9 protein-coding genes are annotated in these 13,310 nt (G+C 61.4%); 3 read left to right on the top strand and 6 right to left on the bottom strand.

Annotated elements, in window-relative coordinates; translation table 11 throughout:
• Positions 1-53 precede the first annotated feature (53 nt).
• Positions 54-2,552 carry a bifunctional UDP-N-acetylmuramoyl-tripeptide:D-alanyl-D-alanine ligase/alanine racemase gene (locus HER32_RS12720; RefSeq protein ID WP_168682139.1) on the bottom strand — a complete coding sequence of 833 codons (2,499 nt, stop codon included), beginning with the start codon at positions 2,550-2,552 and terminating at the stop codon, positions 54-56.
• A gap of 110 nt (positions 2,553-2,662) precedes the next feature.
• Here HER32_RS12720 and HER32_RS12715 point away from each other — a divergent pair, with 110 nt between their 5' ends.
• Positions 2,663-3,553 (top strand): EamA family transporter, encoded by an 891-nt coding sequence (locus HER32_RS12715; protein ID WP_168682138.1) that lies wholly within the window; start codon positions 2,663-2,665, stop codon positions 3,551-3,553.
• 54 nt (positions 3,554-3,607) lie between these two features.
• Here the strand turns inward: HER32_RS12715 and HER32_RS12710 are convergent, their stop codons facing one another.
• Positions 3,608-6,226, bottom strand: a complete 2,619-nt coding sequence (locus HER32_RS12710; RefSeq protein WP_168682137.1) for a DUF5686 and carboxypeptidase regulatory-like domain-containing protein — start codon at positions 6,224-6,226, stop codon at positions 3,608-3,610.
• Between the two features lie 150 nt (positions 6,227-6,376).
• Here HER32_RS12710 and HER32_RS12705 point away from each other — a divergent pair, with 150 nt between their 5' ends.
• Positions 6,377-6,889: a regulatory protein RecX gene (locus HER32_RS12705; protein ID WP_149069733.1), complete on the top strand. Its 513-nt coding sequence runs from the start codon at positions 6,377-6,379 to the stop codon at positions 6,887-6,889.
• 133 nt (positions 6,890-7,022) lie between these two features.
• On the opposite strand, the gene HER32_RS12700 is transcribed toward HER32_RS12705, so the two are convergent.
• Both HER32_RS12700 and HER32_RS12695 read right to left on the bottom strand, forming a co-directional pair.
• Complete coding sequence (locus HER32_RS12700; RefSeq protein ID WP_168682136.1) at positions 7,023-7,613, bottom strand: GNAT family N-acetyltransferase; 591 nt, start codon at positions 7,611-7,613, stop codon at positions 7,023-7,025.
• Positions 7,614-7,639: 26 nt separating this feature from the next.
• The gene (locus tag HER32_RS12695) at positions 7,640-8,272 is read right to left on the bottom strand and encodes a DUF4230 domain-containing protein (RefSeq protein ID WP_168682135.1); all 633 of its coding nucleotides are present in this window, start codon (positions 8,270-8,272) and stop codon (positions 7,640-7,642) included.
• An 89-nt stretch (positions 8,273-8,361) separates the two neighbouring features.
• On the opposite strand from HER32_RS12695, the gene HER32_RS12690 reads away from it, so the two are divergent.
• Complete coding sequence (locus tag HER32_RS12690) at positions 8,362-9,594, top strand: hypothetical protein (RefSeq protein ID WP_168682134.1); 1,233 nt, start codon at positions 8,362-8,364, stop codon at positions 9,592-9,594.
• Here HER32_RS12690 and HER32_RS12685 read toward each other — a convergent pair.
• Positions 9,517-10,479 carry a 1-aminocyclopropane-1-carboxylate deaminase/D-cysteine desulfhydrase gene (locus HER32_RS12685; protein WP_168682133.1) on the bottom strand — a complete coding sequence of 321 codons (963 nt, stop codon included), beginning with the start codon at positions 10,477-10,479 and terminating at the stop codon, positions 9,517-9,519. The two genes, HER32_RS12690 and HER32_RS12685, sit on opposite strands and share 78 nt — an antisense overlap.
• An 85-nt stretch (positions 10,480-10,564) precedes the next feature.
• Positions 10,565-13,120, bottom strand: a complete 2,556-nt coding sequence (locus tag HER32_RS12680) for a YfhO family protein (RefSeq protein WP_168682132.1) — start codon at positions 13,118-13,120, stop codon at positions 10,565-10,567.
• Positions 13,121-13,310: the final 190 nt, after the last annotated feature.

The raw sequence follows: 13,310 nt of genomic DNA, 5'->3' as shown, positions 1-13,310 counted from the left end.
TTCCCTGCTGACACTTTACCTGAGCATAAGGCACGCGGCACCAAGCACCAAACTTACTCCGCCACGAAGATGCGCTTTACCCGGTCACTCACGTTGGTCAGCAGCTCATAGGGAATGGTGCCGATGCGACTGGCCAGCTCGGTGAGGGGGATGTGGGGGCCAAACACTTCGGCCACGTCGCCGGCCTGCACGCCGGCAATGCCCGTCACGTCGGCCATGCACATATCCATGCACACATTGCCCACGATGGGGGCCCGCTGCCCGCGAATGACCACTTCGCCCCCGCCGTTGCCGAAGCGCCGGTCGTACCCATCGGCGTAGCCGATAGCCAGGGTGGCAATGCGCCGCTCGTAGTCCGTAGCCTGGCCGCGGCGGCTGTAGCCCACCGTCTGGCCCGGGGCTAGCGTCTTCACCTGCGAAACCGTGGTTTGCAGCGTACTGACGGGGCACAGGGCATCCTGCTGCTGGCCGGTCGCTTCTACTCCATACAGCCCGATGCCTAGCCGCACCATATCAAAATGGCTGTCGGGGAACCGAATGATGCCCGCTGAGTTAAGGGCGTGCTTCAGTACGGAATAGCCAAGCGCGGCTTCGAGCCGCGGAGCCATCCGGCTGAACGCGGCCAACTGCTGACGGGAAAAATCATTATGCTGAGCTTCGTCGGCGCCGGCCAGGTGCGTAAGTAGGCTAGCCACGCGCAGCTGGGCGCGGTGCGTTTGCAATAGCGCGCACAGCTCCTCCAGGTCTTCCTCGGCAAAGCCCAGCCGCCGCATGCCGGTATCCAGCTTCAGGTGCATGGGGGGCAAGGGCTGATCCTGAGCGGCGCGCAAGTAATCGGCCAGCGCTTCAAAAGAGTAGATTTCGGGCTCCAGATGATACTGGCGCAGCTTCTGGAAAGAGTCCGGCGAGGGGTTCATCACCATCAGCGGCAGGCTGATGCCTTGCTGGCGTAAGTCCACGCCTTCATCGGCATAGGCCACGGCTAGGTAATCGGCACGGTGAAACTGCAGCAGGTTGGCCACTTCATAGGAGCCGCTGCCGTAGGCAAACGCCTTCACCATCACCATCAGCTTGGTGCCCGGCTGCAGGCGGCTGCGGTAGAAATTCAGGTTATGCACCAGGGCATCCAGGTTGACTTCGAGCACCGTCCCGTGGATTTTCTGCTGAAATACCGCCACGATTCGCTCAAACCCAAACCGCCGCGCGCCCTTCACCAGAATGGTTTCGTGCCGAAACTGGTCGGGCCGGAAATCAGCCAGAAATGCCGCCGTATCGGGGTAAAATTCCGCCGACACACCAGGGAAGGCCACCGCGCTGGCGCTGATATCCGGCCCGATACCCACCAAACGCTCCACGCCGTGCGTAGCCAGCTGCTGCGCCACCCGGGCGTAAAGCTCCGGCCCCGCCAGCCCCGACTCCAGCACGTCGGACAGAATGAGGGTGCGGCGGCCGCGGCGGGGCTGGCGCACCAGCGCATCCAGTGCCAGACTCAGGCCCGCCAGGTCGTTGTTGTAGGTATCGTCCAGGATGTAGCAGTCGTTCAGGGCCTGCTTCATTTCCAGGCGCATAGCCACGGGATGCAGCCGGTCGAGGCGGCGCTGGATTTCGGCGGGAGCCACCTGGCGCCAGAGCAGCACCATCAGGCAGTGCAGAGCATTTTCCAGGGAGGGCTCATCGGCGAAGGGCACGGTGAAGGTGTGCTCCTGCGGCAGCGGGCGGCGCTGGGCCACGCGCACCACGGTGCGGTCGGCAGTGGCTTCGAGCACCGTAACGGCTACGTGCGCCTCCTGCGGGTGCTGGCGGCTCCACGTGAAGGTGCGGCTGGCATCCAACCGCTGCTGGGCAGCGGCGTGAATGAGGGCGTGGTCGCGGCAGTAAAACAGCGTATCGACGTGGCGGAACAGCTGCATTTTCTCCGCCACTTTCTCGGCCGCCGAGTTGAAACCAGCATCATGGGCCGTACCCAGGTTGGTGAAAATGCCCAGCGTGGGCTGGATGACGGCCGCCAGCCGGGCCATTTCGCCGCGCTCCGAAATGCCCGCTTCGAAGATGCCAAAGGTGTGCGTGCGGTTGAGCTCCCACACACTCAGGGGCACGCCCACCTGCGAGTTGTAGGAGCGCGGACTTTTGCAGAGCAGCTCATCGGGACTCAGCATCTGGGCCAGCCACTCCTTTACGATGGTTTTGCCATTGGACCCGGTGATGCCCAGCACCGGCACCCGAAACTGCGCCCGGTGGCGGGCTACCAGCTCCTGCAAAGCCCGCAGGCTGTTGGGCACCACCACAAAGCCCGCTTCGGGAAAAGCAGCCGGACCGCCCGGAATTTCACTTGCGCTATCGACCACAAACTGCCGCACACCGCGCTGGTAGAGCTCGGGCAGGTAGCGGTGCCCATTGTGCTGGGCACCCCGGATGGCAAAAAACAACGAGCCAGCCGCTACGCCCACCCGGCGGCTGTCGAGCAGCAGGTACTGAACCACCAGGGTCGGATCGGTGGGGGCCTGCAGCAGCGTGCCATCTACCAAGGCCGGCAAATCAGAGTATAGCAGCATACGGCAAAGGTACAACCGACCCTCCTCATCCATTGCAGGTGGGCGGCAGTCATCAAACCATTCAAGTACCTTTGGGTTCTGCCCTGTTCTCTCACCCGCCTCTTGCCTCAGTGACTCGTTACCATTCTGCCGCCCTGCTCGCCTTCCTGATCTGGGGCTTTTTCCCTATTCCGCTTAAAGCATTGGCGGGCTACTCCAGCGGGCAAATTTTGCTTTTCCGGGTGCTAGTCTCCCTGGGCTTATTGCTGATTATCAACCTACTGCTGCGGCGCACGGCTATGCGCACCCTGGTGCAGCAATACCGCCAAGCCACCCAGGCCGAGCAGCGCCGGGTGCTGCTGCTTACCGTGGGCGGCGGGCTGTTGCTCGTGGGCAACTGGCTGCTCTTTATCTACACCATCAACCAAGTGAGCGTGCAGGCTGGCTCGTTTGCGTACCTGATTTGCCCCATTATCACGGCCCTGCTGGGCTTTGTGGTGCTGCAGGAGCGGCTTCACCTGCGGCAGTGGCTGGCTATTGGGCTCAGCGCGGGCAGCTGCGCCCTACTGGGCATCGGGGATTTGCACGCGCTGGGGCTGAGCGTGGTGGTGGCCCTTACCTACGCCTTTTACCTTATTTCTCAGCGCCTGCTCCGGGACTACGATAAACTGCTGCTGCTCCAGATTCAGCTGCTGCTGGCGGCCGTGGTGCTGCTGCCCATAGCCCACTCCCTGCATGCCGACCTGAACGCGGGCTTCCACGATAGGCATCTGCTGCAAATGGCCGGCGTGCTGAGCATTTGCTTTACCATTATTCCGCTGTTTCTCAATCTGTACGCCCTAAATGCCCTGCCCTCCGGCACCGTAGGCATTCTGATGTACCTGAACCCGCTGGTAAGCTTCGTGCTGGCGTTCCTTTACTTCCACGAAGCAGCCACCCTCACCCAGGCCGTAGCCTACGTGGCTATTCTGGCTTCGGTAGTGCTATATAACCTGCCAGAGAAGCAAGTTGCTGGTTGTTAGTCGTTCGTGGCTGGTTGTTCGTTATCCATTGCTACAAGAACAACGGTTAACTACTTAAAACCCCGCTCCTACCCGCACCCCGGTGCTTAGCTGCTGGCCCGAGCGCAGGCCCGTGTACACATCTACCCGAAAAAGCTTGAAGATGTGCTCGATGCCGGCCCCCAGCTCAACGTAGTGGCCCACGGCAGGCGTGCTGAGGTAGTTGAAAGAGGCTACTTCCTGCCATTTGAGGCGGCGCAGCAGCGGGATTTTATTGAGGAAGAAACCGTTGAAGTGGTGGTTTACGTGGGCTTCCAGGTAGCGCTGACGGGTGCTGAACCGGTAGTAATCCAGCAGCTGAAACTGGTCGAAGTTGGCGGCGAATACGGTGAGGTTGCCCGAGAAATGGCGGTAGTCCATAAACGACAGGCGCGGCGTACCCACAAATCCGCCCACGGTAGCGTCTATGTGCGTCTGCCCAAAGAGGCCCAGCTCCAGGTCTTTCTTTATACCCGCTTCCAGACGCGTATAGCGGACGTCGGAGCCCAGAATACCACTAATGCCCTGGCGCCAGGCAGCGCGCAGCGTGGGGCTTTTCGAGCCCAGGTTGAATTTCCCATCGGGCCGGATGATGTACTGCTGCCCGGGCTGCCACGTTAGCTCGGCAAAGACGGTGAGCGACTGGTTGCGGCCGAAGGTGGGGTCGGGCAGTTCGTCGCTTATGGGCACGTTGGGCGTGAAAGCGCGGCCCGGCACGTCCACCAGCACTTTTCGGCTGTGGTTTTGCAGCTCGCGGCGGTCGGCGTAGCCCAGGGCCGTGCGCAGCATCAGGCCGTTTACCAACTCGTGCCGGAAGTTCAGCTCGCCCCCATCGCGCTGGTAGAGCTTGGCGTAGTTGCGGTTGCGCAGCAGGGTGTAGTTGGTATTGGTGAAGGGCGTTAGCTGGGTGGATTGGTCGAAGTTCTCAATGGTGCGCCCCAGCATAAAGCCTACCCGCGTGAACGACAACGGCCGGAATGTGTAGCCCCCGGCCAGGCTGGGGCTGAATAGCTGCGCCCCAAACCCGTAGCGCAAAGCCGGCGTGAGCGAATAGCTGCGGCGGTTTTCGTAGCGTTGGGTGTAGGTACCTTCCAGGTTCAGCACCACGCCCTCCACGGTGTTGTACTGCAGCTGAGTGAAGACAGGCTCCACGCGCAGGTAGCGCCGCCGGAAAGAGTTGGAATAGTTGTAGCCCGTGAGCAGCACCTGCACCGGGCCCAGCTCGTTGCGCTTGCGGTCCAGCGAGTCCTGGTAGGGCTTGGAGCGTTTGATGACCTCGGCGCTATCCTTCACGTGGTAGTCCTTGCGCTCCTCGGCGGTGAGGGGTACCGGACGGATATCGTTCCAGAACGTGGAGTCCCGCTCGTTGGCGCCTTTCTCAATGCGCAGGACTTCGCCCCGGCCCAGGGGCTCTACCCCGGCCACGGCCTCGGGCTGGGCTTCGGCGGCTTTCACCTGCTCCCGCACCCGGCGCCGAAGGTTGGGCAGGCTGGGCCGCTGCTTTTTCACCTCCGCCACGGTTTCGCGGGTTACCGGGGCTTCGGGCTTAGTGGTGGCAGCTACTTCCTTCTCGGCGGGCCGGGCCGGGTACGTGGCCTGCACGCGGTAGTTGCTGAATACGGCGTTGAAGGAGCCGCTGCCCTTAAAGCCCATTCCGCTGCCCGTCATGCCCACTTTCTGCGACTGTAGCACCCACACATCGGGGCGGCCGGGCGCGGGCATGTACTGCTGCTCGATGCGAATAGACTCCACGTATTCGATGCCCGAGTTTTCGCCCAGGGTCAGGTCGAGGCTGTGCAGGCGCCAAGCCCCGTCTACGAGGTAGATATGGCCCGAGAAAGCGGGGTCGTTCCGGTGGCGGGGCGTGACTTTAATCTTGTGAATCTGCTGGCCATTCTGCTCGGTAGTGCCCACCAGTTCGTAGCGGTAGAACAGGAAAGCATTCTGCGCAATAGGCGACACAAAACCCCGCTCCGAGAAGCCCGACTGCAGCAGGTTGTCGTAGAAGTTGAAGTTGCGGCCCGAGGCCCGGTTAAAGCTGAAGCCCCGGCTGTTGCCGCTGATGCGCGAGGCTATCATCCGCTCCCGAATAACGTTAGGCTGTCGGAAGCTCAGCTCCGACACTGACTCGGACAGGTAGATAACCCCCGGCTTGAGGCTGGGGTCAGTTTTAAACAAGCCCAGAATCTTGGCCGGCACATCAATCAGCCGCACCAGCCCTTTGATGTAGGTTCGGGCTGTAAAAGCCGCCACTTCGGCCCGGTGGTAGCGCCGCCACTCAATGGCGTGCTGCACCAAGGCATAGGCCGGGTCCCGGTCTTTAGCACGCACCAGTACTTCCTTCAGCTGGTAGCTTTCGGGCTGCAGCACTACGTCTAGGGTGGTGGCGGTGTCGCCACCGGCAACGCGCACGGTAGCAAAATGCGGCCGGAAGCCCACATACTGGTATACCAGCTCGTAGGAGCCCGGCTCCAGGCGCAGCTGGTACTGTCCCTGCTCATTGGTGGCCGTACTCTGCGTGGTGTTACGCACGGCCACGTTGGCAAAGGCCAGCGGGGCTTTATCGGGCCCGGTTACGCGCCCGCGCACCACGCCGGCGCAGGCCTGGTACGATACCCATAACAACAACAATTGCAGTAATCCAGCACGCCACATAACAAAGTCCGGTTCAGTCGTAGTTTCGGTGAAGATAGAGACAAACTCCAGCCAGCAAGTTGCGTCAAGCTGGACAAAGGGGGCCGAACGACTTACCACCGGGCTGCGTTACCTTAGTCAACCCGGCGCCGGTGGCGCTTTTCCTTCCTTATGAATCAACGCCCGAACAAAACGTACACGCCCGGCGAAGCCCTCCAAAAAATAGCGGCTTTCTGCACTTACCAGGAAAGAAATCAGCGGGAAGTAGCTGAGAAGCTGCGCAGCTACGGTTTGGATGAGGATGAAGCGGGCGAAATTATCATCCGGCTCAGCCGCGAAAAGCTGCTCGACGAAGAGCGGTATGCCAAGAGCTTCGTGCGGGGCAAGTACCGCCAGAAAAAGTGGGGACGCCGCCGCATCCAGCAGGAGCTCAAGCAAAAGGGCCTCTCCGACTACTGCATCAAAGCCGGCATGAAGGAAATCGACGGCGACGAGTACTACCAGAACCTGACCACCCTGCTGGAAAAAAAGGACGCCCAGGAAAAAGAGCGTCATCCGGCCAAGCGCCGCCAGAAGCTCACCCAGTTTCTCACGCTCAAGGGCTACGAGCAGGACCTAATCCGCATGGCCCTGGAAGACCTGGGCAAAGCCCCCGAAGACGCGGACGAGGCCTACGAAGACTAATGGCTTGCTACGCATGCCCTATACGCGGTATCCACATAGCTTATGCAGGCACCGCGTATAGGCTAGGTCATGACGATGTCTAGGTTAGTCCGCTGCACGGACTAACCTAGACATCGTGCAACTTGGCAAAGGGCTACCTGAGCTGCTGGGCGTCATAGTCGGAACGAAGCAGGCCAAACAGCTGGGCGTCCTGCCATTCATTGTAGAGGAAGTACCGCTCACGCTGGAGACCTTCTTCCCGAAAGCCCTGCTTTTCGAGGCAGCGGCGGGAAGCTACGTTACGTGGGTCTGCGTCGGCCTCGAGCCGGTGCAGGTTAAGCTCCGTGAAGGCGAAGCGCACCAGAGTGGCTAGGGCTTCGGACGCGTAGCCCTGCCCCCAGTGCGCCGAGCCCAGGGCGTAGCCCACGCCCGCGTGGCGGTGCGCGGCATGGAGCCCGTAGAGGGTAGCGGTGCCAATTACTACGTCGTCGGTGAGGTGGGTGATTCCCCACTGGAACAGGCTCCGCTCCCTGAATAGGGTTTCTATCTGGGTTTGCAGCTCCGTGGCTTCAGCAAGGCTAGTGAATTGCTCCCGGCTCCAGTAGCGCATCACGGCCGGGTCGGAGAAAATGGTGAACAGCGCCGGCACGTCCGCCGGGGTAAGCCAGCGCAGGCGCAGGCGGAGGGTAGTGAGCGTGGGCAGCTGCGTAAGGCCAGATAGAAATGCGGGGGCGGCGGTGGTCATGCGGTAAGCATACAACCGGGTGGGCATTATTGCAACCGGGGCCGGGCCGGCAGCGCCAATTGGCGCATGAGCACCACGCGGCGGCCCGTCATGGTTTCGAGCATAGGCCGCAAGATCAGCTCGGCATTCTCATTGGTTTGGGCCAGAATACCCGACTGCAGGGCGGCCCGGCGCACGTTCTGCTCGGCGTACTTGTAACCGGCGTCCACCAGTTCAGCATCCTGCAGAAAGCCATTCTCCACGCTGTACACCTTGCTGTTTTTGTGGTCGATTTGCCAGGTGCACAGCTCGGCCGGGGGCAGGGCTACGCGCACCACCGAGTCGCCCTCAAACACTACGTCCTGGGCCCGCACCTTGCGCAGGTCGAGGCAGCCCACGGCATCGCCCGCCACAATAAGCGCGACTTTGGCGTCGGGCAGAAAGCGGTAGGTGCTTTTCTTGTACTCCACCACATCCTTGAAGTGGTAGCGCACCAGCTCCAGCCGGCCCAGGCTTTCTACTTTCTGCAGCACGGTGTTGTGCGTGACGGTCACGCGCGGCTCGGCGCGCAGCAAGCTAAAATCGGACAAGGACGGCTGCACTTTCCGCCACAGAAACCAGCCCAGCAGGAGCAGAAAAGCCAGGGGCAGCAAGCGGCGCAGAAGACGGGCAAGAGGCATGAGCAAGCAGGTTAATCTGCCACAACCTACGCAAGCCGCGCGGTTTTTGCCGATTGAGTGGCCGGGCTTTCCGTATTTTGCCAGCCGCTATGCTTCAACTGCCTGCCCTTTTGCTAAGCCAAACGCCGCTTTCGGCCCGGCAGACTGCCTGGCTGAAGCGCCATTACGGCTGGCTGCTGGGCGTTTTGTGGCTGCTGATGCAAGTGGCCCTGCTCTGGAAGCACGGCGGCCCCCGCCACGTCAACGACAGCAACCGCTACATCATTTACGCCACCCAGATTGCGGAGCAGTGGTTTTTCGAGCACGACCACAACCTGCGCTACGTAGGCTACCCATTTTACTGCAGTTTGTGGCTGGCCTTGGGCTGGGGCGAGTGGGGCATTGTACTGGGCCAGATGCTGGTTGCCGGCGCGGCGGCCTGGGCCTTTCATCAGGCGTTGCTGCACCTCACGGGCCGGGCCCTGGTAGCCGGGGGCGCCACCGCCTTGCTGCTGGGGTGGTTTGACACGCAAAACCTGAATGCCTACGTACTCACCGAGTCGCTGTTTACCAGCGGTATTACCCTCTGTTTCTGGTCCTTTACCAAAGCGCACAATGGATGGGGCATCGTCCGGCTGGTGCTGCTGGCACTGGGCACAGCCTTGCTGCGTCCCAATGGCTTTCTGGTGCCACTGGCCCTAGTGCTAGGGGCAGGTTGGCAGTGGCGGCGCTGGTTGCTGCGCCCGGCCTGCCGTCCCTGGCTGGCCCTCGTAGTTTTGGCGGTGGCACCCGTGGTCTGGGTGGTCCTGAATAAGCTGCTGCTCACCTTTACCCTCGTGGAAACCTACCTGCGCGGAGAAATCATTTACGCCTACACAGCCTGGACGCTGGAGCCCCGGGAGCCGCTGCAGTTGCCGCCCCCAGGCCTGAGCCCCGTGTTTCGCCTCGGCTACTTCGTGCTGCACAACCCCGTGTACGTAACCAAGCTGGCCTTGCTGAAGGGCGGCTTGTTCTTCAGCTACGTCAAGAGTTACTATTCTTTTGGCCACGTGCTGGCCGTAGTGCTGGTTATCTACCCATGTTACTGGCTAGCCTGGGTGGGCAGCCGCGCGGGCGTATTTCCTGTAGGGGTGCGGGCCTTTCTAGTAGCCGTGGTGGCCTTGCAGGGCTTCATTGTGATGCTAACGGTGGAGGACTGGGACGTGCGGTTCCTGATTCCGGTGCTGCCCTGCATTTTCGCGCTGGCCGCCCTGGGGGCCGCCACCTTACTCGCCCGCTTCGGGGAAGGGCCACCACGCACTGCGCGGTCCGAACCGTTGCCGGAACCCAGCCCAGGCCTGTAGCCCGCCCGTGTGCACGGCCACCACGGTGCTGCCTTCCGGAAAATATCCCTGCTCCACCAACTGCAATACGCCCCACAAGAGCTTGCCGGTGTAAATAGGGTCGAGCAGCACCCCATGGCGCTGCTGGAATGCCTGGATGAACGCCAGCAGATCCGGCGAAAAGCGCGCGTAGCCTCCATGGTGAAACTCGGTACGAATTGTCCAGTTGCCTGCTGCACCTTCCTGTCCAACAGGCTGTAGCAAGGTTCGCACCTCCGCCTGCAGAAACTCACCGCCCCGCAAAGCCGCTACGCCCACGGCTTTTTCCTGCGGCAGCAAGCCTGAAACAATACCCGCCAGCGTGCCCCCGGTACCACAAGCCACGGCCAGGTAATCGAAGGGAGTATGCGCCCGCAATTCGGCAACTAACTCGGCGCAACCAGGTAAGGCCAGGGCATTGGTGCCACCTTCCGGCAGCACGTACGCCGGGCCGGTTTCCCGCTGAAGGTCAGCTATCCAGGCAGCCTCGTGGCGGCGCTGGTAGGTGGTACGGTCCACAAAGCGCAGCTGCATCCCATCGGCCCGGGCCTGCGCAAGTGTAGGGTTTAGCGGCTGCCGGGCCAGCTCTTCCCCCCGCACAATGCCGATAGTCTGAAACCCGGCCAGTTTTCCGGCGGCGGCCACGGCCGCCAAGTGGTTGGAGTAAGCTCCTCCGAACGTGAGCAGAGTAGACTGCTGCTGCTGCCGGGCTGCCTGCAGGTTATATTTGAGCTTGCGCCACTTGTTGCCGGGCAACTGCGGATGAAGCAGGTCGTCGCGCACGAGCAGGAGGCGGATACCCCGCGCCAGTGCCGCCGGTTCGGGCAAGGGCTGCACGAGCAATGAAGAACTAGGCGGAGGCAGCATAAGGCGGAAAACGGTAAACGCAACAGAACCTTACCCGCCACCGCCAGGGCGGTCAGATAAGGTTCTGCCAGATACTCGAGACTAATTAAGCTACCAGCTGTTCGGGTGCCGCGGTGGCGGCGGGCTGACGGCGTAGCGCGTACACGACCGTGCCGAGCAGGGCCAGAATCAGCAAGATGGAGGAAACCAGGGAAACGGTATTGCCTATGGAGTAGGCAGTAGGCTCGAACCGGAATTCGATGGTGTGCTTTCCGGTGGGCACCTGCATAGCCCGCAGCACGTAGTTGGCGCGCACGTACGGAGCTGGCTTGCCATCAATAAAGGCATTCCAGCCATCCTTGTAGTAAATCTCGGAGAAGACCACGAAGCCATCCTGCACGGCATTTACCTTGTACGTGAGCTTATCCGGGGAGTACTGCGTGAGGGCAATAGTAGAGCCGACGGTAATGAAGTTGGTTTTAGCAAGCGGGAACTTGGCTACATCCACCACGGCAGTGGTAGCCGGACTCAGGCTGGTCAGGGCCTTGATTTCCTCATCGGGAGTTTTCACGGGCTGCACTTCGCTCACAAACCAGGCGTTGCCTAGGGCGCCAGGGTTGCGCTGCACCTGCAGCCCGCCCTGGGCCTGCTGGCTGGGCACAATCACGTAGCGCGTGTTCAGCATGTTGAGCACCCCGGGGTTGCCCTGGGCCAGCTGCCGCTCAATCAGGTCCTGGTAGCGGCGCAGCTTAGCACCGTGGTACCCGCCGATGCTCTTGTGGAAGTAAGAAGTATTGGCTTCGTTGAAAGGGTTGCTGGCGTTGTATACCCGGTAGCTCAGGTCCTTGTCCTGCAGAATCTGCTGATCGGCCTGGGTGGGGACAAACTGCTGAGCTACGGTTTCGCGCTGGAAGTTGTCGTCGTTGAGGTAGCGCTTATCCACGCCCCAGAGGTCCACCAGCGTTAGCACCCCAACCAGGGCAGCGGCCAGCGTAGCGGTGAGCTTGCGCTGCAAGTAAAACCAGAGAATAGCCCCGGTGAGTACAATGAACAGCAGGGAGCGGAACACGTCTTTGTGCATGAGCGAAGCCCGGTCCTGGCGGAGGGCATCCAGCGGAAAGCCTTGCTGCTGTAGGCTGCTATCAATAGGCGAAGCAAAATCAGCCCCCAGCCCTACTAAGTACGCCAGCAAGCAGAGGCCGCCCGTGATACCGACGGCGTAGAGCACCTGGCGTTTCAGCACGGCCGTTTCGGGGGTATCAGCGGGTTTGGGTGCCAGCGCCGGGTACGCCGCGGAGGTGGCTACCACGGCCGGCTGAGCCCGTAGCACCCGCGCCAACGCCAGCACAGCCAGCAGGGGCACGGCCAGCTGAGCTATGACCAGGGCCATACTCACCGAGCGAAACTTGTTGTAACCCGGGAAGTAGTCGAAGATCAGGTTGTTGAAGACCTCGAAGTTTTTGCCCCAGGCCAGCACGATGGACAGCACAGTGGCCGCCAGCAACCACCAACGCGTACGACGGTCGGCCACAAACAGGCCAAGCACAAATAGCAGCAGTACGCCCGCGCCCAGGTAAACGGGGCCGCTGGTAATCGGCTGGTCGCCCCAGTACAGAGGAAGCTGCCGGAGCACATCCTGGAGCTGGGCTGGAGGTACCCCTAGCTGAGCCAAGGCCTGGGCCGTAGCCGAGCTTTCACTGAGTGCCCCCTGAGAAGCGCCACCGTAGTAGTTGGGCACCAGCAAGGTGATGGTTTCGCCCACGCCATAGCTCCACTGGAAGGCGTAGTCGCGGTCGAGGCCGGAGCCGGCTTCCTCCACTGCGGCAGTAGGCTGGCCCGGGGCCGTAGGAGCAGGCGTTTTCAGCTCCGAGCGGCCCCGAATACTGTATTTACCGTATTCCAGCGTGGTATACAGACGACCAAAGCTCACGCCCACGGCCAGCACCGCAGCTAGGCCCAGAATAGCAACTCGGTTGAGCAGGGCCGGCAGGCGGTTTTCCCGCACCGCGGCTACCAACTCAATAATGCCAAAGACGAGAATAAGCAGGAGCAGGTAATAGGTAATCTGCAGGTGGTTAGAGCGCAGATTCATGGTCAGCCCCAGCGCAAACAGCGCGGCGCCCAGCCACTTATTGCGCCGCAGGGCCACCAGCAGGCCCGCCAGCACCAGGGGGGCGTAGGCCAGCGCCAGCGACTTGGTATTGTGCCCCGCCGACAGAATGATGAGGTTGTAGCTGGTGAAGCCCAGGGCAATGGCTCCTACCACGGCCAGCAAGGGCCGCACTCCCAAGGCCACAAAAAGGATGTAGCCGCAGAGCAAGGTCAGGAACAGGTTGGCCACTACGGCCGGCAAATTCAGGGTAAAGATCTTGTGCAAGTAGCCCGATAAGTCGCCCGGAAAGTGGGTACTGATCAGGTAAGTGGGCATGCCGGAGAACATAGAGTTCGTCCAGAGGGCTTCCTTGCCCATGACCTCGCGGTACTGCGCCGCTTCGTGCGCTCCGCCGTTGAACTGCACAATGTCGTGCTGGGCCAGCGTCTTGCCATCAAATAGGATGGGCGAGAAGTAGATGGCGGCCAGCACCAGAAAAAATAAAACAGCCAGCAGGTGCGGCAGCACCCGCCGCCACAATGGCGCGGGGCCAGGGGAAACGGTTGTCATTCGGCGTGAAAAGAAGCTAATACAGACCAGGAGGGCGCTACACCCAACAAAGCAGCCCGAAGGTAGCCCGATTATTTTATTTCCCCGGCCAGCAGGTACCGCCTTTGGCCAGCCCTTTTTTTGATTTTAAAGGCAAAAACCCCGACTGTTTTGGTTAAAACGGTCGGGGTTTATAAGACTAGGTGTCAAC

Source organism: Hymenobacter sp. BT18 (assembly GCF_012273015.1).
In the GTDB taxonomy this organism is placed as follows: domain Bacteria; phylum Bacteroidota; class Bacteroidia; order Cytophagales; family Hymenobacteraceae; genus Hymenobacter; species Hymenobacter lutimineralis.
The sequence above is the reverse complement of the archived record's forward strand: the minus strand, read 5'-3'. Positions and strand labels throughout refer to the sequence as shown.

What these genes read in the sequence shown, in the direction of transcription:
- HER32_RS12685 (WP_168682133.1), bottom strand. Translation starts at nt 10,479, where the DNA reads ATGCTGCCTCCGCCTAGTTCTTCATTGCTCGTGCAGCCCTTGCCCGAA.
- HER32_RS12720 (WP_168682139.1), bottom strand. Translation starts at nt 2,552, where the DNA reads ATGCTGCTATACTCTGATTTGCCGGCCTTGGTAGATGGCACGCTGCTG.
- HER32_RS12680 (WP_168682132.1), bottom strand. Translation starts at nt 13,120, where the DNA reads ATGACAACCGTTTCCCCTGGCCCCGCGCCATTGTGGCGGCGGGTGCTG.
- HER32_RS12695 (WP_168682135.1), bottom strand. Translation starts at nt 8,272, where the DNA reads ATGCCTCTTGCCCGTCTTCTGCGCCGCTTGCTGCCCCTGGCTTTTCTG.
- HER32_RS12705 (WP_149069733.1), top strand. Translation starts at nt 6,377, where the DNA reads ATGAATCAACGCCCGAACAAAACGTACACGCCCGGCGAAGCCCTCCAA.
- HER32_RS12710 (WP_168682137.1), bottom strand. Translation starts at nt 6,226, where the DNA reads ATGTGGCGTGCTGGATTACTGCAATTGTTGTTGTTATGGGTATCGTAC.
- HER32_RS12690 (WP_168682134.1), top strand. Translation starts at nt 8,362, where the DNA reads ATGCTTCAACTGCCTGCCCTTTTGCTAAGCCAAACGCCGCTTTCGGCC.
- HER32_RS12700 (WP_168682136.1), bottom strand. Translation starts at nt 7,613, where the DNA reads ATGACCACCGCCGCCCCCGCATTTCTATCTGGCCTTACGCAGCTGCCC.